This is a genomic window from Variovorax sp. GW821-FHT09D07 (assembly GCF_059416345.1).
Map to the genome: position 1 here is coordinate 193,578 of NZ_JBWKOY010000005.1, position 20,787 is coordinate 214,364.

The 20,787-nt window shown below is 66.8% G+C and carries 18 protein-coding genes and 3 tRNA genes; 8 read left to right on the forward strand and 13 right to left on the reverse strand.

What is annotated here, in order from left to right:
- Positions 1-88 precede the first annotated feature (88 nt).
- A complete protein-coding gene (gene tsf, locus AC07OX_RS19665; RefSeq protein WP_369632686.1) occupies positions 89-1,012 on the reverse strand; it encodes a translation elongation factor Ts in 924 nt (307 codons plus the stop codon).
- A gap of 81 nt (positions 1,013-1,093) precedes the next feature.
- Positions 1,094-1,849, reverse strand: a complete 756-nt coding sequence (gene rpsB / locus AC07OX_RS19670; RefSeq protein WP_062471618.1) for a 30S ribosomal protein S2 — start codon at positions 1,847-1,849, stop codon at positions 1,094-1,096.
- Between the two features lie 205 nt (positions 1,850-2,054).
- Here rpsB and AC07OX_RS19675 point away from each other — a divergent pair, with 205 nt between their 5' ends.
- Together AC07OX_RS19675 and AC07OX_RS19680 are read left to right on the forward strand one after the other, a co-directional pair.
- Positions 2,055-3,377 carry an amidase gene (locus AC07OX_RS19675; protein WP_495261616.1) on the forward strand — a complete coding sequence of 441 codons (1,323 nt, stop codon included), beginning with the start codon at positions 2,055-2,057 and terminating at the stop codon, positions 3,375-3,377.
- Between the two features lie 57 nt (positions 3,378-3,434).
- Positions 3,435-4,688, forward strand: a complete 1,254-nt coding sequence (locus tag AC07OX_RS19680; protein ID WP_495261617.1) for a D-amino acid dehydrogenase — start codon at positions 3,435-3,437, stop codon at positions 4,686-4,688.
- Here the strand turns inward: AC07OX_RS19680 and AC07OX_RS19685 are convergent.
- A complete protein-coding gene (locus tag AC07OX_RS19685) occupies positions 4,678-5,097 on the reverse strand; it encodes a hypothetical protein (RefSeq protein WP_495261618.1) in 420 nt (139 codons plus the stop codon). The two genes, AC07OX_RS19680 and AC07OX_RS19685, sit on opposite strands and share 11 nt — an antisense overlap.
- Positions 5,098-5,140: 43 nt before the next feature.
- Here AC07OX_RS19685 and AC07OX_RS19690 point away from each other — a divergent pair, with 43 nt between their 5' ends.
- Positions 5,141-6,604, forward strand: coding sequence for an NAD(P)H-hydrate dehydratase (locus AC07OX_RS19690; protein ID WP_495261619.1), 1,464 nt, complete (start codon positions 5,141-5,143; stop codon positions 6,602-6,604).
- A gap of 9 nt (positions 6,605-6,613) precedes the next feature.
- On the opposite strand, the gene AC07OX_RS19695 is transcribed toward AC07OX_RS19690, so the two are convergent.
- Complete coding sequence (locus tag AC07OX_RS19695) at positions 6,614-7,378, reverse strand: SDR family oxidoreductase (RefSeq protein WP_062471631.1); 765 nt, start codon at positions 7,376-7,378, stop codon at positions 6,614-6,616.
- A 67-nt stretch (positions 7,379-7,445) separates the two neighbouring features.
- Positions 7,446-9,716 carry a ribonuclease R gene (gene rnr, locus AC07OX_RS19700; RefSeq protein ID WP_070060522.1) on the reverse strand — a complete coding sequence of 757 codons (2,271 nt, stop codon included), beginning with the start codon at positions 9,714-9,716 and terminating at the stop codon, positions 7,446-7,448.
- Positions 9,717-9,797: 81 nt separating this feature from the next.
- Here rnr and AC07OX_RS19705 point away from each other — a divergent pair.
- Positions 9,798-9,882 (forward strand) — tRNA-Leu (locus AC07OX_RS19705).
- Positions 9,883-10,153: 271 nt separating this feature from the next.
- Positions 10,154-10,238, forward strand: a tRNA-Leu gene (locus tag AC07OX_RS19710).
- Positions 10,239-10,322: 84 nt separating this feature from the next.
- Here AC07OX_RS19710 and rimO read toward each other — a convergent pair.
- The 6 genes from rimO to AC07OX_RS19740 all read right to left on the reverse strand — a co-directional run bounded on the left by rimO (position 10,323) and on the right by AC07OX_RS19740 (position 16,350).
- A complete protein-coding gene (rimO, locus tag AC07OX_RS19715) occupies positions 10,323-11,729 on the reverse strand; it encodes a 30S ribosomal protein S12 methylthiotransferase RimO (RefSeq protein ID WP_495261620.1) in 1,407 nt (468 codons plus the stop codon).
- An 83-nt stretch (positions 11,730-11,812) separates the two neighbouring features.
- Positions 11,813-12,373, reverse strand: a complete 561-nt coding sequence (phaR, locus tag AC07OX_RS19720; protein ID WP_062480702.1) for a polyhydroxyalkanoate synthesis repressor PhaR — start codon at positions 12,371-12,373, stop codon at positions 11,813-11,815.
- Between the two features lie 69 nt (positions 12,374-12,442).
- Positions 12,443-12,766, reverse strand: coding sequence for a hypothetical protein (locus AC07OX_RS19725; RefSeq protein ID WP_223301311.1), 324 nt, complete (start codon positions 12,764-12,766; stop codon positions 12,443-12,445).
- A gap of 267 nt (positions 12,767-13,033) precedes the next feature.
- Positions 13,034-13,110 (reverse strand) — tRNA-Val (locus tag AC07OX_RS19730).
- A 38-nt stretch (positions 13,111-13,148) separates the two neighbouring features.
- Positions 13,149-15,338, reverse strand: a complete 2,190-nt coding sequence (locus tag AC07OX_RS19735; protein WP_495261621.1) for a RelA/SpoT family protein — start codon at positions 15,336-15,338, stop codon at positions 13,149-13,151.
- 58 nt (positions 15,339-15,396) lie between these two features.
- Positions 15,397-16,350, reverse strand: a complete 954-nt coding sequence (locus AC07OX_RS19740; RefSeq protein ID WP_495261622.1) for an alpha/beta fold hydrolase — start codon at positions 16,348-16,350, stop codon at positions 15,397-15,399.
- 68 nt (positions 16,351-16,418) lie between these two features.
- Here AC07OX_RS19740 and AC07OX_RS19745 point away from each other — a divergent pair, with 68 nt between their 5' ends.
- Entirely contained in the window at positions 16,419-17,189 is a 771-nt protein-coding gene (locus AC07OX_RS19745) for a 3-hydroxybutyrate dehydrogenase (RefSeq protein WP_095947875.1), read from the forward strand.
- A 65-nt stretch (positions 17,190-17,254) separates the two neighbouring features.
- Here AC07OX_RS19745 and AC07OX_RS19750 read toward each other — a convergent pair whose 3' ends face one another.
- Both AC07OX_RS19750 and AC07OX_RS19755 read right to left on the reverse strand, forming a co-directional pair.
- A complete protein-coding gene (locus AC07OX_RS19750) occupies positions 17,255-17,962 on the reverse strand; it encodes an SIMPL domain-containing protein (protein ID WP_062480709.1) in 708 nt (235 codons plus the stop codon).
- Between the two features lie 54 nt (positions 17,963-18,016).
- Positions 18,017-18,454 carry a hypothetical protein gene (locus tag AC07OX_RS19755; RefSeq protein ID WP_223301309.1) on the reverse strand — a complete coding sequence of 146 codons (438 nt, stop codon included), beginning with the start codon at positions 18,452-18,454 and terminating at the stop codon, positions 18,017-18,019.
- A 95-nt stretch (positions 18,455-18,549) separates the two neighbouring features.
- On the opposite strand from AC07OX_RS19755, the gene ompR reads away from it, so the two are divergent.
- Both ompR and AC07OX_RS19765 read left to right on the forward strand, forming a co-directional pair.
- Positions 18,550-19,281 (forward strand): osmolarity response regulator transcription factor OmpR, encoded by a 732-nt coding sequence (gene ompR / locus AC07OX_RS19760; RefSeq protein ID WP_007837017.1) that lies wholly within the window; start codon positions 18,550-18,552, stop codon positions 19,279-19,281.
- A gap of 77 nt (positions 19,282-19,358) precedes the next feature.
- Positions 19,359-20,780, forward strand: coding sequence for a sensor histidine kinase family protein (locus AC07OX_RS19765; RefSeq protein WP_062480711.1), 1,422 nt, complete (start codon positions 19,359-19,361; stop codon positions 20,778-20,780).
- The last annotated feature ends 7 nt before the right edge of the window (positions 20,781-20,787 follow it).

Sequence of the window (20,787 nt, forward strand, 5' to 3'; positions counted from 1 at the left end):
TTAGAGGGTTGGCGGGGGCGAGTGTAAAACGTGGCGGTGAAAAAGCGGCGGCACGCTGTCGCGCACCGCCGCTTGGAGGCCTGCCGGATCAGGCGGCAGCCTTGGCAGCAGCGACCTGGGCAGCGACTTCGGCAGCGAAGTCGTCGACCTTCTTCTCGATGCCTTCGCCGACCACGTACAGAGTGAAGCCCTTGATCGTGGTGTCGGCGGCCTTGAGCATCTGCTCGACGGTCTGCTTGTCGTTCTTCACGAACGGCTGGTTGTGCAGCGAGACTTCCTTGAGGTACTTCTGCACGCCGCCTTCGATGCGCTTGGCAACGATGTCGGCCGGCTGCGGCTTCTTGCCTTCGGCTTCGGCCGTCTTGCGGTCTTCTTCCGCCTTGCCGGCGGCCACAGCGCGTTCTTTTTCGATCAGGTCGGCGGGCACGTCCGATGCCTGGATGGCGACCGGCTTCATGGCGGCGATGTGCATCGCGACGTCCTTGGCCGAGGTGTCGTCACCTTCGAACTCGACCATCACGCCGATGCGCGTGCCGTGCAGGTACGAAGCCAGCTTGCCGTTGCCCGTGAAGTGCTTGAAGCGGCGGAAGCTCATGTTCTCGCCGATCTTGCCGATCAGGCCCTTGCGCACGTCTTCGAGCGTGGGGCCGAAGCCGTCCTGCTCGTAAGCCAGCGCGCCCAGTGCGGCGATGTCGGCGGGGTTGTTCTTGGCGACCAGCATCGCGGCAGCGTTGGCCATGGCCAGGAAGCTGTCGTTCTTGGTGACGAAGTCGGTTTCGCAGTTGATTTCGATCATGCCGCCGGCAGCGCCGTCGACGAAAGCCGTGACCACGCCTTCAGCGGTGATGCGGCCCGATGCCTTGCCAGCCTTGTTGCCGAGCTTGATGCGCAGCAGCTCTTCGGCCTTTTCCATGTTGCCGTCGGCCTCCGTCAGGGCCTTCTTGCATTCCATCATGGGCGCATCGGTCTTCGCGCGCAGTTCGCCGACCATGCTTGCGGTGATTGCAGCCATTTGTGTATCTCCGTAAATCCAAAAATCAGGTTAAAAAAAAGGGGCACCAAAGCCCCTTCTTCAGGCTCGCGAACGCGCCTATCAGGCCGAAGCGCCTTCTTCGACTTCGACGAATTCGTCGCCGCTGCCTTCGGCAACGGCCTTGACCACGTCACCACCGGCGCTGTTGCGGCCTTCGATGATGGCGTCGGCGATGCCACGGGCGTACAGCGTGACGGCCTTCGACGAGTCGTCGTTGCCGGGGATCACGTAGTCGATGCCTTCGGGCGAGTGGTTGGAGTCGACCACACCGATCAGCGGGATGCCGAGCTTCTTGGCTTCGGCCACGGCGATCTTGTGGAAGCCCACGTCGATCACGAAGATGGCGTCGGGCAGCGCAGCCATGTCCTGGATGCCGCCGATGTCCTTCTCGAGCTTCGCGATTTCGCGCGAGAACGTGAGCTGCTCTTTCTTGCTCAGGCTGTCGAGGCCGGCTTCTTGCTGGGCCTTCATGTCCTTCAGACGCTTGATCGAGGTCTTGACGGTCTTGAAGTTGGTCAGCATGCCGCCGAGCCAGCGGGTGTCGACGAAAGGCACGCCGGCGCGGCGAGCTTCTGCAGCGACGATTTCACGGGCCTGGCGCTTCGTGCCGACCATCAGGATCGTGCCGCGGTTGGCCGTGAGTTGCTTGGCGTACTTCATCGCGTCCTGGAACATCGGGAGCGACTTTTCCAGGTTGATGATGTGAATCTTGTTGCGGTGACCGAAGATGAACGGAGCCATCTTGGGGTTCCAGAAGCGGGTTTGGTGACCGAAGTGGACACCGGCTTCCAGCATTTCGCGCATGGTGGTCGACATTGAATTTACTCCAAAGGTTGGGTCTAAAATCCAGCCCGTTTTGCGCCCCTTCGACGGGGTCGCAACACCTTGATTGGGCCGGTTTGCGGATGTGCTTGACTGGCGGCGACAGAACTGTCGCATAACCAGCGAAACCCAAAGAGTATAGCACGGCGGCCACCCCCTCCTCCCTCGAACCGAGCCGTTCCAAGGTACCCTCGACGCCATGAACGACCTTCACGCCACCCGTCTCACCCTTCTGGCTGGCGGTTCCGATGCGCGCACCGAAATGGAGCGCGCCATCGCCCTCTCCGAATCCCCGGCCTGCGCCCACGTTTTCACCCGCACGATGTTCGACGAGGCCCGCGCGGCCGCCGCCGCATCGGCGCCCGAAAGCCGGCTGGCCGGACTGGCCTTCACCAGCAAGGACCTGTTCGACGTCGCCGGCCAGCCGACACCCGCCGGCTCGGCGGTGCTCTCGCACGCACCGGCCGCCCCGGCCGATTCGCTCGCCGTGGCCCGGCTGCGCGCCGCCGGCGGCGTGCTGACCGGGCGCACCAACATGACGGAGTTCGCCTTTTCCGGCGTCGGCGTCAACCCGCACCACGGAACACCCGCCAACGTGAGCGACACCGCCAAGCCACGCATTCCGGGCGGCTCGTCGTCCGGCGCGGCGATTTCGGTGGCGAGCGGCGCAGCCTTCATCGGCCTGGGCTCCGACACCGGCGGCTCGATCCGCATCCCGGCGGCGCTGAATGGCATCGTCGGCTTCAAGAACACCGCCCGCCTCACGCCGGCCGACGGCGCGCTGCCGCTGTCGACCACGCTCGACACCGTCTGCGCCATGACCCGCTCGGTGCGCGACGCCGTCACCGCGCACGAGATCCTCTCGGCGCGGCAGGTGACGCCCGGCTCGGCGCCGTTGTCGGCCTACCGGCTGGCCGTCGTGAAGAACGTCTTCCTCGACGACCTCGAGCCCGCCGTGGCCACGGCTTTCGAGCGCACCCTGGCCACCCTGCGCGCCACGGGTGCCCGCATCCAGGAAATCGAATTGCCCGAGCTGGCCGACCTGCAGAGCATCAACGCCACCGGCGGCTTCTCGGCGGCCGAGTCGTACGCCTGGCACCGGCTGCTGCTGGAACGCAGCGGCGCCGGCTACGACCCGCGCGTGGCGCAGCGCATCCTGCGCGGCGCGGGCATGAAGGCGCACGAGTACATCGACCTGGTCCGCGCCCGCCGCGACTGGATCGCCCGTGTCGAGAAAGCGCTGGCACCGTTCGACGCCGTGGTGTCGCCGACCGTGCCGATCACGGCGCCGTCCTTCGCCAGCGTGGCACCGGGCGCCGAGCGCGACGACGAATTCTTCCGCGTCAACGCGCTGCTGCTGCGCAACCCGTCGATCGTCAACATGCTCGACGGCTGCGCCATTTCGCTGCCCTGCCACGTCGCCGGCGAACTGCCGGTCGGCCTGATGCTGTGGCACGGCGCGATGCACGACGACGCCGTGCTCGCGGTGGCGTTCCAGGCCGAACGCACGCTACAGAAATAACCGCTGTCACCGCCCACCTCACGGGCGTCAGCCGCTTCTTTTATCTAGAAAATTTCAATGAAAATCGCGATCGTGGGCGCCGGCATCGTCGGCGTCACCACCGCCTGGGAACTGGTTTCCGACGGCCATGAAGTGAGCGTGTTCGAGCGCCGCGGCGCCGCCGCCGAAGAGGCCAGCTTTGCCAACGCCGGCGTGGTCGCGCCGGGTTATGTCACGCCGTGGGCCGCACCGGGCATGCGCGGCAAGGTGCTGCGCTCGCTGCTGTCTTCGCACGGCGCCATCAAGCTGCGCTGGCCGCTGAGTTCGCGCGACCTCGGCTGGATGTCGCGCTGGCAGAAGGCCTGCAAGCTCGAGACCTACCTGGCCAACCGCGCCCGCATGCAGCGGCTGGCTTTCTACAGCCGCACCCGGCTGCACGCAGTGACCGAAGCGCGCGAGCTGAGCTACGAACGCAGCGACGGCTACCTGGTGCTGCTGCGATCCAAGCGCGAGAAAAAACTGGTGCAGCCCGGGCTGGAGGTGCTGCGCTCGGCCGGCAGCGTATTCCGCGAGATCGATGCCGACGAGGCCCGCCTGATCGAGCCCGCGCTCAACCCCGACACCCCGCTGGCAGGCGCCATCCACCTGCCGGAAGACGAGGTCGCGAACTGCCGCCAGTTCGCGCTGCTGCTCAAGTGGGAAGCGGAGGCTTTGGGCGCGCAATTCCATTTCAACTGCGACATTGCGCCGCTGAGCCGCGCCGCGCCCACCTCGCTGACGCTGGCCAGCGGCTCGGACGCGCTGCAGTTCGACGCCATCGTGGTCTGCGCCGGCCTGTCGTCCGCCGCGCTGCTGCGTCCGCTGGGGCTGCGCATTCCGCTGGCGCCGGTCTACGGTCACTCGGTCAGCGCCCCGGTGCGCGAGCCGCTCAACGCACCGCGCAGCGCGGTGATGGACGAACGCTACAAGGTCGCCATCTCCCGCCTGGGCCAGCGCGTGCGCGTGGCCGGCAGCGCCGAGATCGGCGGCTCGCCCGACGCCATGAGCCCGGCCGCGATCCAGACGCTCTACAAGGTGCTGCACGACTGGTTTCCGGGCGCAGCCACGCTGCAGTCGGGCATCCAGCAATGGAAGGGCGCCCGGCCGATGCTGCCCGATGGCCCGCCGGTGCTGGGTGCCAGCGGCATTCCCGGCGTGTGGCTCAACCTGGGCCACGGCTCGAGCGGCTGGGCGCTGTCGTGCGGCAGCGCGCGCGTGCTCGGCGACCTGATCTCAGGGCAAGACCCCGGCATCGACCTCGAAGGCCTGGGGATCGAGCGGCTCAGTCTTTAGGACCCCAGCGGCGCAGTTGCTCGGGGGTAGCCGGTTTTTCCATCGGCAGTTCGGGCCGGGGCGCCCAGCGTTGGGCGATCAACCCCAGGATCGCCGGCGCGATCAGCCCGAAGAACACCAGCACCAGCAGGTCCAAGCCCATCATCAGCCACTGCGTGCCAGACCCCGCCTCGACCGGCACGTCGAGCCACCGGATTACGCCGATGCCATAGCCCACGCCCAGGGCCCAGGCGACGTCGCGCAGCGGCACCCGGCGCAACAGCTCGGCCAGCAGGAACAGCCCCCACACCACGATCAGCAGGCCGACCGCCCAGGCCGCGCCGGCGATCATCGCTGCGGCCGTGCCAACGAACCCGGCCAGGCACGCCAGCAGCAGAACCAGCAACCAGCCGAAGGTCTTGAGCATCATCGGTCGATGATAGGAGGCGCAGCGTCGGCGGCACAATGGCTCGATGCATCGCATCACGTCCGCCAGCGCCGCCGATCTGTTCGACATCGCCGCCACGCGCCGCATCGAGCAGACAGCCGCCTCCGCCCTGCCCCGCCACACGCTGATGCAGCGCGCCGGCCTCGCTGCGGCACGGCTCGCGATGGCGCTCGCGCCGCGCGCGCGAACGATCTGGATCGCCTGCGGCCCCGGGAACAACGGCGGCGACGGCTTCGAAGCCGCGGCGCAACTGCGGCATCGCGGCTTCTTTCCGGTCGTCACCTTCGTGGGCGATGAAGGCCGGCTGCCAGCGGATGCCAAGGCGTCGCTGCAGCGTGCGCGCGATGCGGGCGTCACCTTCGCTTCGGAGCCGCCATTGAGCTTCGAGCTGGCGATGGATGCGTTGCTCGGCATCGGATCGACCCGCCCGCCGTCGGGCGCAATGGCCGAATGGCTTGCGCGGATGCACACGGGCGCACCACCGGTGCTCAGCCTCGACGTGCCCTCGGGCCTCGATGCCGACACCGGCACACTGGCCTTCAGCGCAGATCAAGCATCGGCATCGGCCCGCACCACCCTCACCTTCCTCACGCTGAAACCCGGCCTGTTCACGGCGCAAGGCCGCGACGCGGCCGGCACGGTGTGGTTCGACGACCTGGGCTGCAGCCCTTTCATCCAGGAGCGACCGACAGCCCGCCTCGCAGGCGCGCCCGATATCCAACCGCGCACCCACGCCTCGCACAAGGGCAGCTACGGCGATGTCGCCGTGATCGGCGGCGCCTCGGGCATGGCCGGCGCCGCCTTGCTGGCCGGCTCGGCCGCGCTGCATGCGGGCGCGGGACGCGTGTTCGTCGGATTGCTCGATCCCCGCGCAGCGCCCGTCGACACCTCGCAGCCGGAGCTGATGCTGCGCGACGCCCACGCGCTGGACCTCACCGGCATGACGGTCGTATGCGGCTGCGGGGGCGGAGATGCCGTGCGCGAACTGCTGCCGCGCGTGCTGTCGACGGCCGCCGCGCTGGTGCTCGACGCCGACGCGCTCAACGCCATCGCCGCCGATCCGTCACTTCAGGCGCAACTGATCGCGCGAGGCCAGGCCGGCGCTCCCACCGTGATCACGCCGCATCCATTGGAAGCCGCGCGCCTGCTCTGCGACACGACGGGTGGCGTGCAAGCCAACCGCCTGGCCGCGGCCCGCGCGTTGGCCTCGCGCTTCGGCGCGGTGACAGTGCTCAAGGGGTCTGGAACAGTGATTGCCAACGCGAGCGACGAGCCGCCGGTCATCAACCCGACCGGCAATGCCCGCCTCGCCACCGCAGGCACCGGCGACGTGCTCGCCGGCATGATCGGCGCGGCGCTCGCGATGCGCCGCCCCGCATTCGAGGCGGCGTGCGAAGCCGTCTGGCAGCACGGCCGCATCGCCGACCTGTGGCCGGCCGATGCGGCCCCGCTCACGGCAGGCTCGCTGGCCCGCCGCGCGCCCGACTGAGCGCAGGGCTCAGCCGCGCCCGACGAAGGGCATCTTCGTGGCCATGATGGTGTGGAAGAGCACGTTGGCTTCCAGCGGCAGGTTCGCCATGTAGAGCACCGACTGGCCGACGATCTTGACGTCGATCAGCGGCTCGATCGCGAGCTCGCCGTTGGCCTGCGGCACGCCGGTGGCCATGCGCGCGGCCAGCTCGGTCATGGCATTGCCCACGTCCACCTGCCCCACCGCGATGTCGTACTTGCGGCCGTCGAGCGAGGCGGTCTTGGTCAGCCCTTCGACCGCGTGCTTGGTCGAGGTGTAGGCCGCGGAATTCGGCCGCGGCGTGGTCGCCGAGATCGACCCGTTGTTGATGATGCGGCCGCCCCGGGGCGTCTGCGCCTTCATCGTGCGGAAGGCCTGCTGGATGCAGAAGAACATGCCGGTGAGGTTGATGTCCACCACGCCCTTCCACTGCTCGGGCGTCCAGTCCTCGAACGGTCCCGGCGGGTTGCCCACGCCGGCGTTGTTGAACAGCAGGTCGACGCGCCCGAAGCGTTCGACCGTGGCGCCGAACAGCGCCTGCACCGAGTCGGCATTGGCCACGTCGGTCGGCACCGCGAAGGCACGCGCACCCGCGCCCGATTCTTCCGCCACCTGCTCCAGCGGCTCGAGGCGGCGCCCCGCAAGGGCCACGCTCCAACCGTCCGCCAGCAGGGCCAGCGCGGCCGCGCGGCCGATGCCCGACCCCGCGCCCGTGACGATCGCGATGCGGCCCTTGTTGTTTTCCACGCTCATGCTCCAAGTCTCCTTTTCAACTGATCCATACACACGGTAAGCAAACCGGTAGTGTGCACGGCGCGTCTCATCCGCGGCGGGGCTTGCGCCCCTTGCCCTGCATCTTGTTGGCGGCTTTCTTCACCGCCGACTTGAAGGCCTGCATGGCCGATTGCGGGCCGGCGGGCACCGCGGCAGCGCCGCCGCCACCGTGCTCCGAACGCGACTCGCCACCGGCCTCCGCCTTGTGGCGGGAACTGCGCTTGGCCGACGCCTTCACCGGCGCGCCGCCCTTGTCCTTCATGGCGCGCGAGGTCAGGTCTTCGCCTTCGCGCACGAGGCGGAAGTCGATCTTGCGGCCATCGAGGTCGACGCGGCTCACCTGCACCCGCACCCGCGTGCCGATGGCGTAGCGGATGCCGGTGCGCTCGCCGCGCAGTTCCTGGCGCATCTCGTCGAACTTGAAGTACTCGCCGCCGAGCTCGGTGATGTGGACCAGGCCCTCGACATACATCGCATCGAGCGTGACGAAGATGCCGAAGGTGGTGGCCGCCGTGACCACGCCGCCGTATTCCTCGCCGAGGTGCTCGCGCATGTATTTGCACTTGAGCCAGGCCTCGACGTCGCGGCTGGCTTCGTCGGCGCGGCGCTCGTTGGCGCTGCAATGCAGGCCGGCGGCTTCCCAGGCCAGCACTTCCTTGCTGGGCGCGACGGTCGCCTTCTGCGGCTTGTTGGTCGGCGCCTTGACGCGTGAAGCGAGCCGCTTGGCCAGCTTGGCATGTGCCTCGCCGGGCGTGGGCAGCATCGGCAACTGGTAGCGCGTCTTGCCGAGGATCGCCTTGATCACGCGGTGCACCAGCAGGTCGGGATAGCGACGGATCGGGCTCGTGAAGTGCGTGTAGGCCTCGTAGGCCAGGCCGAAGTGACCGCTGTTGATCGGCGTGTAGATCGCCTGCTGCATCGAGCGCAGCAGCATGGTGTGGATCTGCTGCGCGTCGGGGCGCTCCTTGGTGGCTTCGGCGATCGCCTGGAACTCGCCGGGACGCGGCTCGTCGGTGATGCTCAGGCCGACGCCCATGGCCTTCAGGTAGCCGCGCAGGATTTCCTTCTTCTCGGGCGTCGGGCCTTCGTGCACGCGGAACAGGCCCGGGTGCTTGCCCTCAGCGATGAAATCGGCGCTGCAGACGTTGGCAGCGAGCATCGCCTCCTCGATCAGGCGGTGCGCCTCGTTGCGTGTGCGCGGCACGATCTTCTCGATGCGGCCGGCGTCGTCGCAGATGATCTGCGTCTCGGTGGTTTCGAAGTCGACCGCGCCGCGCTTGCCGCGCTGCTTGAGCAGGGCCTTGTAGACGTCGGCGAGGTTCAGCAGGTCCTTGACGCGGTCCTTGCGCTTGGCGGCTTCGGGGCCGCGCGTGTTGCCGAGGATGGCGGCGACTTCGGTGTACGTGAAGCGCGCGTGACTGAACATCACGGCCGGATAGAACTGGTAGGCGTAGATCTCGCCGTCGGCGGCAACCAGCATGTCGCACACCATGCACAGGCGCTCGACCTCGGGGTTGAGCGAGCACAGGCCGTTCGACAGCTTCTCGGGCAGCATCGGAATCACGCGGCGCGGGAAGTAGACGCTGGTGGCGCGGTCGTACGCATCGATGTCGATGGCGGAGCCGGTCTGCACATAGGCGCTGACGTCCGCGATGGCCACCAGCAGGCGCCAGCCCTTGCCGCGGCCCACCTTGGCGGGCTCGCAGTACACGGCGTCGTCGAAGTCGCGGGCGTCTTCGCCGTCGATGGTGACGAGCGGCACGTCGGTGAGGTCGATGCGGCCCTTCTTATCGGCAGGGCGCACCTTCTCGGGCAGCGCCTTGGCCTGCGCCAGGCACTCCGCGGAAAACTCATGCGGCACGCCGTACTTGCGCACGGCGATCTCGATTTCCATGCCGGGGTCGTCGATCTCGCCCAGCACTTCTCTCACGCGGCCCACGGGCTGACCGAACAAGGCCGGCGGCTCGGTGAGCTGGACGACCACGACCTGGCCGACCTTGGCGGGGCCGGTGGCGCCCTTCGGGATCAGGACGTCCTGGCCGTAGCGCTTGTCTTCCGGTGCAACGAGCCAGATCCCGCCTTCGTGCAGCAAGCGGCCGATGATCGGCTGCTCGGGTCGCTCGACGATCTCGACCACGCGCCCCTCGGGGCGGCCGCGGCGGTCCTGTCGCACGATGCGCGCCTTGACGCGATCCTTGTGCAGCACCGCGCGCATCTCGTTCGGCGGCAGGTAGATGTCTGCCTCGCCGTCGTCGCGCTGCACGAAGCCGTGCCCGTCGCGATGTCCTTGAACAGTTCCTTCGATTTCATCCAACAAGCTGCTGGAAGTGACATTATTTTTGATATGATCTCCTTCTTTCCTGAAATTCAAAACGTGGCTGCTTCTGCAGTCATGTGGGCCCAGATGGCGGAATTGGTAGACGCACTAGTTTCAGGTACTAGCGAGTAACATCGTGGAGGTTCGAGTCCTCTTCTGGGCACCAAGTTTAAACAGACCTTTACCAGGTCATCCGATTGAAGCCACCGGTCTCCGGTGGCTTTTTTCATGGCCGCTCGAAACTGCATCAAACGGGCGACGCGATCGTCAGATCACGCCCCTTGATGCCGGCCATGCACGCACGATCGCACCCACCCGCCTTCGGCAGGACATCCGCCGCACGAGCGATGTCGCGCAGAAGTTGAAATTTCGACACGCTCAAAAGAGCGCGCCAAATTTGTGTATATAATCGTAGTCTTTGCTGAGAAGCAAAATTAGCCCAGATGGCGGAATTGGTAGACGCACTAGTTTCAGGTACTAGCGAGTAACATCGTGGAGGTTCGAGTCCTCTTCTGGGCACCAAGATTGAACAGACCCTTACCAGGTCTTCTGACAAAAGCCACCGGCCTCCGGTGGCTTTTTTCTTGGCCGTTTGAATCAGGTGCATCAAACGGGCAACGCGATCAGGTCGTGACCTTCGGCGCCCACGATGCGTGCACGCGTGAACTCGCCGACCTTCATCGTCTTGCTGATCTTCTCGGGCGGCAGGAGGCGAACGGTGCCGTCGATCTCCGGTGCATCGGCGTACGTACGCCCCACCCCACCCTTGCGGCCCAGCGCCGGCGCTGAATCGACCAGCACCTGCATGGTCGAGCCGATGCGCTTTTGCAGCTTGGCGATCGACACGGCCTCGGCCACTTCCATGAAGCGGGCGCGGCGCGCCTCGCGCTCTGCCTCGGGCAGCATGCCCGGAATGTCGTTGGCGGTAGCGCCTTCGACCGGGCTGTAGGCAAAGCAGCCGGCACGATCGATCTCGGCTTCGCGGATGAAGTCGAGCAGGTGCTCGAACTCCTGCTCCGTCTCGCCCGGGAAACCGGCGATGAAGGTGCTGCGGATCACGAGTTCGGGGCAGACCTCGCGCCAGCGCGCGATCCGCTCCAGGTTCTTCTCGCCGCTGGCCGGCCGCTTCATGCGCTTGAGCACGTCGGGGTGGCTGTGTTGCAGCGGCACGTCGAGGTACGGCAGCACCAGGCCGCTCGCCATCAATGGAATGATTTCGTCGACGCTCGGATAGGGGTACACGTAGTGCAGGCGCACCCAGGCGCCATACGGCTCGGCGATTTCGCCCAGCGTGCGCACGAGTTCGAGCATGCGGGTCTTGACCGGCTTGCCATCCCAGAAGCCGGTGCGGTACTTCACGTCGACGCCGTAGGCCGAGGTGTCCTGGCTGATCACCAGCAGCTCCTTCACGCCGCCCTCGAACAGGGCCTTGGCTTCGCTGAGCACATCGCCCACCGGACGCGAGACCAGGTCGCCGCGCATCGAGGGAATGATGCAGAAGGTGCAACGGTGGTTGCAGCCTTCGCTGATCTTCAGGTAGGCATAGTGCCGCGGCGTCAGCTTGAGGCCGGCCACCCCGAAGGTGTTCGGCACGAGGTCGATGAACGGATCGTGCGGCTTCGGCAGGTTGGCGTGCACCGCATCCATCACCTCCTGCGTGGCATGCGGGCCGGTGACCGCCAGCACGCTGGGGTGCATCTGGCGCACAAGGTTGCCACCCTGGTCGCCGGTCTTGGCGCCCAGGCAGCCGGTGACGATCACGCGGCCGTTCTCGGCGAGGGCTTCGCCGATGGTGTCCAGACTTTCCTTCACGGCATCGTCGATGAAGCCGCAGGTGTTGACGATCACGAGGTCGGCGCCCTCGAAAGTCTTGGCGGTTTGATACCCCTCGGCACTCAGCCGGGTCAGGATCAATTCGGAATCGGTCAAGGCCTTGGGACAACCAAGGCTGACGAAGCCGACCTTGGGGGCGGTCGGCGTGACGGTACGTTCAGGGGAGGCAACTTCGCTCATAGGCCTCTATTGTCCCAGCTATCGGTGACAGCGGGGCATTCATCGGGCAGTCACCCCATTCGGGCGGGGCCGCCGCGCGGCGCTCAGGGGCGCTTGATGCCAAAGGCGCCCAGCACCTGCTCGGTGTTTTTCTGCATCTGCTCCTGCATCTGCAGGAAGACGTTCTTCGATTGCTCGACGTAGTTGCCCATCAGCCCCTGGATCATCGGCGACTGCATGGTCATGAAACGCGACCACATCTCGGGCGTCAGGCCTTCGGCCTTTTCGGCGAGCTGGGCCTGCATCTCGGTCATCGCCTGGATGTTCTTCTCGAGGTACGGGCCCATGTAGCCCTGCATGGCCTGGCCGTAGAAACGGATGATGTTGGCCAGCACCTGCTCGGTGAACATCGGTGCGCCACCGGCCTCTTCTTCCAGAATGATCTGCAGCAGGATGCTGCGCGTGAGATCGTCGCCGGTCTTGGCATCGCGCACCACGAACTGCGCGTTCTTGATGACCAGCTGCTTGACCTCGGTCAGCGTGATGTACGTGGATGTCTCCGTGTCGTAGAGCCGTCGGTTGGGGTACTTCTTGATCACACGCTGGACCGGCTTCACCCCGGACTTCTTGCTCTGCACTACAGACTCCTTCACATGGACGCCCATGTCATCGGATGATTCTAGGGAGCGGTTTTGCTGCATCGCGACAAGGTTTACCCTGACCGTGATTCTTCTTCAGGCGTCCGGCGCCGTCGCGTACTCGGCACCGCACGCATGACACGCTGCAGTTTCGGGACGCTCCGGGGTCGACAACCTGAATCGCAGCGGGATCTTCTGCCCGTAGACCACCCAGCACCGGGGGCAATGCTCCTGCCCCGCCGTCGGAAGATAGGCACGTGCACGCTGCTCGGCGCGCTCCTCGGTCACCGGCATGCCCTGTCGTTGTGCACGCGCCACTTCGCGTGCGGCCATGGTGTCGGCGCGGCCGGCGGCAAGGTCATTGATGCCGTAGACCGCGCGCGCGAATTCAAGAGGGGCCTGCTTGAGCAATGCGGCCACGCGGTGGTCGGCGTGCGCCCGATCAACAGACGTTGATCGCGTATTCATCAGATCGCTTATCAAGGAAATTCGAGAAGGTTGGCAGACCGCTCAAGGTAGCACAACCACATGGCTCAGGCACCTTGCCTGCACCGCGCGAAGGGCCGCCCATGAAAGGGGTTTTCGCTTGTGCCGATCACTCGGGACGATCGGGCTGATCCAGAGACAAACACGTCGTCCAAACGACGAACGGGTTGCAGCGAAATCGCTGCAACCCGTGTTTGAATTTGGTAGGCGCGATTGGATTCGAACCAACGACCCCCACCATGTCAAGGTGGTGCTCTAACCAACTGAGCTACGCGCCTAAGAGAAGCATCGAGTATAGCAGGAGAAATGGCCCTTTTCAGCGCCGACGTGCAGATCGCACACCAGTCACTGCAGTCACCACACTCAACACCTGCGTCAAACGCGCGGCATCGGCGATTTCCACAGTGAAAGTCATCCACGCCGTGCCCTTGATCGACTGCGTCTGCACGCCGATCACGTTCATCTTCTCGCGTGCGAACACATCGGAAATATCGCGCAGCAAGCCCTGGCGGTCGGCTGCCTCCACAGCCACATCCACTGCATAGACCGGCGCATCGGCGCCCTTCTTCGGCAGGCCCCATTCGACATCGATCACGCGTTCGCCGTCCTTCGCGGCCATCGTGCGGAAGTTGCTGCAATCCGCGCGATGCACGCTGACGCCATGGCCGCGCGTGACGAAGCCGCGGATCGCATCCGGCGGCGCCGGCTTGCAGCACTTGGCGAGCTGCGTCATCAGCGACGACACGCCCACCACGAGCACGCCGCCCTTGCCCGACTTCTCGCTGCCGCGCGCCTTCTTGATCTGCACGCCGTCGTCAGGGTTCAGCGCCGGCTCGGGCGGACGCAGCAGCGTCTCGATGTTGCGCAGCGAGAACTCGTCCTTGCCGACCACCTCGAACAGATGGTCCGCCGACTTGAAGCCAAGCTGCGAAGCCAGGTCTTCGAGCCGCATGGCCGTCTTGCCTTCGCGCTGCAGCAGCTTCTCGACGGCTTCGCGTCCACGCGCCACGGTCTCGTGCGTGATCTGTGCGTTGAACCAGGCGCGCACCTTGGCGCGTGCGCGGTGGCTCGCGAGATAACCCAGCTCCGCATTCAGCCAATCGCGCGACGGCCCGCCTTCCTTGGCCGCCATGATCTCGACCGTCTGCCCGTTCGACAGCGGCGTGTTGAGCGGCACCATCGCGCCATCGACACGCGCACCGCGGCAACGATGCCCCAGCGTCGTGTGCACCGTGTAGGCGAAGTCGACCGGCGTCGCGCCCTGCGGCAACTCGACGATGGCGGCATCGGGCGTGAGCACATAGATGCGATCGTCGAACAGGCCCTGCCCCTGCAGCCCGCCCGACAGGTCGCGCTCCCAGGCCAACAGCTGGCGCAGCACGGCAATCTTGGCGTCGTACTCGCCGCTCGCCCAGACACCGGCGTAGCCCTTGTGGCCCGCCTCCTTGTAGGCCCAGTGCGCCGCCACGCCATGTTCGGCGTGGTCGTGCATTTCCTCGGTGCGGATCTGGATCTCGATCGGCTTGCCCACCTTGCCGTCGACGATCTCGCGCACCACCGTGTGCAGCGACTGGTAGCCATTGGGCTTGGGCCGCGCGATGTAGTCGTCGAACTCTTCGTCGATGGGCTGGAAGTGCGAGTGCACCCAGGCCAGCGCGGCATAGCAGTCCTTCACGTCCTGCACCACCACGCGCAGCGCGAGGATGTCGAAGACCTGCTCGAAGTCGAGCGACTTGCCACGCATCTTCTTGACGATGCTGTAGATGTTCTTCGGGCGCCCCTGTACCGTGGCCTTGACGCCCTCGGCCTGCAGTTCGTGCTCCAGCTGCGAGCGCAACTGCTCGACGTGGCCTTCGCGTTCGATGCGCTTCTCGTCGAGCAGCCGGGCAATCAGCTTGTAGGTCTCGGGCTCGAGAAAGCGGAACGAGAGGTCTTCGATCTCCCACTTCACCTGCCAGATACCCAGCCGGTTCGCGAGCGGCGCAAACACCTGCAGCGACTCGCGCGCCACGCTCTCGGGCGCGGGCTGCTTGCTGGCCGCCGCGTGACGCAGCGTCTGCAGGCGCGAGGCCAGTCGCAGCATGACCACGCGCAAGTCGCGCGAGAACGCGAGCAGCATCTTGCGCACGTTCTCGGTCTGCGCACCGGCGCCTTCGGCGTGGTGCCCTTGCGAGGCCGTGCGCGCCTGCTCCTGCACGCGCACGAGCTTGGTGGTCTCGACCGCGAGCGCCGCGAAGTTGTCGCCAAAAACCTTGGCGATCACTTCCTGCGGGCGGTTCAGGTGCTGGCAGGAATACACGAGGTAGCTCGCGGCCTGCATCGCCTCGGAGCCGCCCATCTTCGCAACGATGGCGGCCACCGCATCGGCGTGCGCCAGCGTGTTCTCGCCGGTGTCGAGCTTTTCGTCGGCGATCAGCGGCTCGGCGAACGCGCGGGCGCGCGCCAGCATGTTCTCCATGACCGGCGAGCGGTCGGCCGTGGCGGCCGACAGCGGGTAATCGACCATGACGCCGTCGGACAGGGGTGCCGTCTGAAGGTTCGCAGACTCTCGCTTCACGATGCCCTCAATCGAACAGGAAATTCGTGACGACGGCGACCTGTGCGGGATCGACGAAAGTCGGCGCGTGCCCCACGCCCTCGAACTCGACGAGCGTGGCACGCGGGCCGCGCTGCGTCATCGCGGCCGCCGTCTCGGGCGACAGCAGGTCGGACACCGCGCCGCGCGTGAGCAGCGCGCGCGCCTCGATGGCGTCGTACAGGCTCCACATCACCGCCCCGCCCTGCGCCGCGATCTCGGGCGTGATGGCGCGCAGCGGCACGCCGATGGCCGGGTCGTAGTGCAGCACCCAGGCGCCCTCGCCCACCGGGCCGGCACAGGCGGTCTTGGCGGCACCGTCGGCGCTGCGTTCGGACGCCGGCACCACCATGTGCTGCGACAGTGCGCGCCACTGCTCGGGCGTGTGCGGCCCGAACGTGGTCGACAGGGCCCACATCGCGTCGGCCGCGGCCTGCACGCTCGAAAACTGGCCGCTCTTGCCCACATACGCGCCGATGCGCTGGATGGCAGCGGGCTCGACCGTGGGGCCGACATCGTTCGCGACGAAACGGCGAATGGGCCGTGGCAGCGGCAGCTCCTTGTGGCCGGCCAGCACGAAGCCGATCAGCCCGCCCATGCTGGTGCCGACGTAGTCGAGCGTGTCGATGGGATGCTCGCCGTGCAGCTGCGCGATCAGCGCCACCATGTCTGCGGCATACACAGGCACTTGATAGAAAGCGGGGTCGCGCAGCCAGTCGCTGCGGCCGCGCCCGACCACGTCGGGACAGACCACGCGCACATCGCCGCCCGCGCGTGCCACGATGGCCTGCGCGAGCACGTCGAAATCGCGCCCCTGCCGGGTCAGCCCGTGCACGCAGATCACGACATGTGCGCTGTGCGCGTCGCCCCATTGCCAATAGGCCATGCGGTGACCGCCCTGGGCGTCGTTGCAGGCCACGTCGTGAAGGGTCGGTTCTGTCATGGAAACGGAGGGGTTCGGGTGCGGATAATGGTCTCGTTGCATCCTAATTCATCCGGAGATTGATCTTCATGCTCAAAGGCAAAACCGCGCTTGTCACGGGGTCCACCAGTGGCATTGGCTTCGCCATCGCCAAGGCGTTGGCCCAACAGGGCGCACACATCGTGCTCAACGGCTTCGGCGACGCCGACACTCCCAAGGCCCAGATCGAGGCGCTCGGCGTGCGCGCCGAGTACCACGGGGCCGACATGAGCAAGCCCGACCAGATCGAGGACATGATGAAGTTCGCGGCGTCGAAGTTCGGCCGCGTCGACATCCTCGTCAACAACGCCGGCATCCAGCACGTGGCCAAGGTCGAGGACTTCCCGACCGAACGTTGGGACGCGATCCTCGCCATCAACCTCACGAGCGCCTTCCACACGACGCGCCTGGCGATCCCCGCGATGCGCGAGGCCAACTGGGGCCGCATCATCAACGTGGCGTCGGCGCACGGGCTCGTGGCCTCGGCGCAAAAGTCGGCCTATGTCGCGGCCAAGCACGGCATCGTCGGCCTGACCAAGTCGGTGGCGCTCGAAACCGCCACCACCGGCGTCACCTGCAACGCGATCAGCCCGGGCTGGGTGCTCACGGCGCTGGTGCAAAAGCAGATCGACGACCGCGCGGCCCGCGAAGGCATCTCGGCCCTCCAGGCGCAGAACGAATTGCTGGGAGAAAAGCAGCCCTCGCTGCAATTCACGACGGTCGAGCAGCTGGGCGGGCTGGCCGTCTTCCTGAGCTCTCCCGCCGCCGATCAGGTGCGGGGCGTCGCCTGGGCCATGGATGGCGGCTGGACGGCTCAGTAAATAGACAGAGACAACGAAAAAAACGCCGGCGGCACTCGACCGCCGGCGCCGCGCTCTTTGTCTTCTTACTTGAGCTGCACCGAGCCGGAGACGTTCACGACCACGCTGGTCTTGCCCGCTTCCACCGGCACCGCCGAATCGGCGGCCGAGAACGACTTGGCCTGCATGGCCATCACGCGCGGGCGGATCGGGCCGCTGTCGTTCGCGTTCACCGACACCTCGCGCAGCGTGTAGCCGCCGAAGCCGAAGCCCTTGGCCAGCTCGCCGGCCTTCTGCTTGAAGTTGTCGATGGCGATGTTCTGCGCCTCGGTCTCGGTCTTGGCGCGCTGCTCGCGGCTCAGGCCGAAACCGACGTTGCCCACGCTGAGCGTGCTGATGCGCCCGGCCGTCTGGGTGATGCGCGCGAAATCGCGGCCTTCGAGCACGAGCTCGGTCGAACCTTGCCAGCCGTTGATCTTGCCGTCCTTGGTGTAGCGCGGCGAAAGGCTGAAGTTGCCGGTGCGCACGTCGAGCTGGCCCGGCTGCGCATTCTTCTTGGCCTCGGCCAGCGCGGCGTCCAGCGCCGTCTTGAGCTGGGTCTGCACGGTGCCCGCCTCGGCGGCGTCGCGCGTGGTGACGAGGGTCATGCTCAGCAGGTCTTGCTGAACTTCGACGGTGCCGGAGGCCGACAGCTGGAGCACGTTTTGTGGAGCAGGCATGACGGCATTCTGGGCCAAGGCGGCCCCGGCAAAGGTCAGCGCGGCGCAGGCCGCGATCAATTGAACAGTCTTCAAGACGGATTTCTCCCTGGTGGATGCGAGGAAAAGCCCTCGCCCGCGCCTTCTTCTTCAGTGGCGCAGGCTGCGCGGCGCGGTTTGCGGACTGGCGACGGGCTGCGGTACCGGCACGATGCGCTCGGCAGGCTGTGATTCTGCCGAATTCAGGAGAACACCCGTTCCCGCAGGCACCCACTGCCCCCGGACCTGCTGCCTCAGCTCGAAGAGTTCGCCCGCCGTGAGACGGCGCCCCGCCAGCGCTTCGCCGCGGCGCTGCTCTTCCCGCTGGGCCGCCCGGTGCGCGGCCACGGCATCGCGCACTTCGCTGCGGCGCCCTTCACTGACCCGCAAAAACCCTTCGGAAGCGACGGACGTCGCACCACAGGCGCATGCGAAAAAAAGCAGAGGCAAGGCAGAAAAAGAAGGTCTCATCGCGCAATCGTCATAAGGCAGCACGGACTGTGCCACCGCCGGGCAAAGCCCGGATGACCAGACGGCGAGCGGCCGCAAGTTGTGTAACTTAGTGTCAACCACTACGGAATTCGGCAGCAATGGGGTGCTAACGCCTTCAGAATCGGCGCTGTTACAAATTCAACGTTGTAGAAATGACTCAAGTTCCCGCTCGCACCGACAAGATCGTGATCGTCGACGACGACGCCCGCATCCGCGACCTCCTGCGCCGCTACCTGACGCAGGAAGGATTCGAAGTGATCGTGGCCGAGGACGGCAAGGCGCTCAACCGCATCCTGTTGCGCGACACGGTCGACCTGATCGTGCTCGACCTGATGATGCCCGGCGAAGACGGCCTCTCCGTGTGCCGCCGCCTGCGTGCCGCCAACGACCGCACGCCGATCATCATGCTCACCGCCAAGGGTGAAGACGTGGACCGCATCGTCGGTCTCGAAGTCGGCGCCGACGACTACCTGGGCAAGCCCTTCAACCCGCGCGAACTGCTGGCCCGCGTGCACGCCGTGCTGCGCCGCCGTCCGCCGCTCGAGGCGCCGGGCGCCCCCTCCACCGAGAACGAGACCGTCACTTTCGGCCCGTTCGCCTTCGACCTCGGCTCGCGCACCCTGAAGAAGGACGGCGAAGAACTCTCGCTGACCACCGGCGAGTTCGCGATGCTGAAGGCGCTGGTGCGCCACCCGCGCCAGCCGCTGTCGCGCGAAAAGCTGGCCCAGCTGGCCCGCGGCCGCGAATTCGAACCCTTCGACCGCAGCCTGGACGTGCAGATCTCGCGCCTGCGCAAGCTGGTCGAGTCCGACGCCGCGGCACCGCGCTACATCCAGACCGTCTGGGGCGTGGGCTACGTGTTCGTGCCGGACGGCACGGCCTGACGACCCGCTGAGAGGTGGCCATCGGCCTCCATTCCGCCCGACCTGACCCGGCCCAGGAGGACGGTGCGCAGGTCACGATGCCGAGCCCGCTCGAAGCGAGCGCGCAACGTGACCGCCGCCCCGGCCTCAAGCTGGGTTTCAGCCTTTTCTGGCGCACCTTCTTCCTGCTTGCACTGCTGCTGATCGGCTGCACGGTCGCGTGGCTGCAGACCTTCCGCTCGCTCGAATACGAGCCGCGCGCGATCCAGACCGGACACCAGATCGCCTCGCTCGTGAACCTCACACGCGCGGCGCTGGTGTACTCGGACGCGATCACGCGGGTCTCGCTGATCAAGACGCTGGCCGACCAGGAAGGCGTGCGCATCTTGCCGCGCGAACCCAACGACCGCTTCCAGCCCTACACCAGCGGCGCGCTCGACGAGCGTGTCACCGAAGAGCTGATCGCCCAACTCGGCGAAGGCACCACCGTGGCCAGCCGTGTGAACGACGAGCCGGGCCTGTGGATCGGCTTCACCATCGAGAGCGACACCTACTGGCTGCTGCTCGACCCCACGCGCTTCAGCCGCGTGGGCGGGCGCACCTGGCTGGTCTGGCTCAGCACGGCGATGGCGCTGTCGCTCGCCGGCGCAGCGCTGATCACGCGGCTCATCAACCTGCCGCTCAAGCAGCTGTCGCGCGCCACCTTGCAGGTGCGCGAGGGCGAGTACGAGGCGCACCGGCTCGACGAGCGCGCCCGCACCAACGAGATCCGCGCGGTGAACATCGGCTTCAACCGCATGGCCGACCAGCTCGCCAAGATCGAGCAGGACCGCGCCATCATGCTGGCCGGCATCTCGCACGACCTGCGCACGCCGCTGGCGCGGCTGCGGCTCGAGACCGAGATGAGCGTGGCCGACGAAGACGCGCGCGACCACATGGCCGCCGACATCGCGCAGCTCGACGCGATCATCGACAAGTTCCTCGACTACGCCCGTCCCGACCACGTCGACCAGCGCCCCGTGCTGCTGCGCGACGTGATCGACGCCTGCACCTACGCCGTGCAGGACTACGAAGAGATGAACATCCACGTCGACGTGCCCGCCGACCTGAAGGTGATGGGCGACGAGGTGGAGCTCACGCGCGTGATCTCCAACCTGGTCGAGAACGCGCGGCGCTACGGCAAGACGCCGTCGACCGGCGTGGCCGACGTCACGATCCAGGCGCAGGCCAACAACGACGCGGTGCTGATCAAGGTGCGCGACCACGGCGCGGGCGTCGAGCCCGCCCTGCTCGTGCAGCTGACCAAGCCCTTCTTCCGCGGCGACGCGGCACGCACCTCGGCGGCCGGTGCCGGCTTGGGGCTGTCGATCGTGGCGAAGAACATCGAGCGCATGGGCGGCACCTTCGCGCTCACCAGCACGCCGGGCCGGGGCCTCGCGGCCCACATCCGGATGCCGCGCGCAATGCCGGCGGGCAGCAGCAAGCCCGGCGAGGTGCCGGGCAAGAAGCAGGTCGCCTGAGGACGCG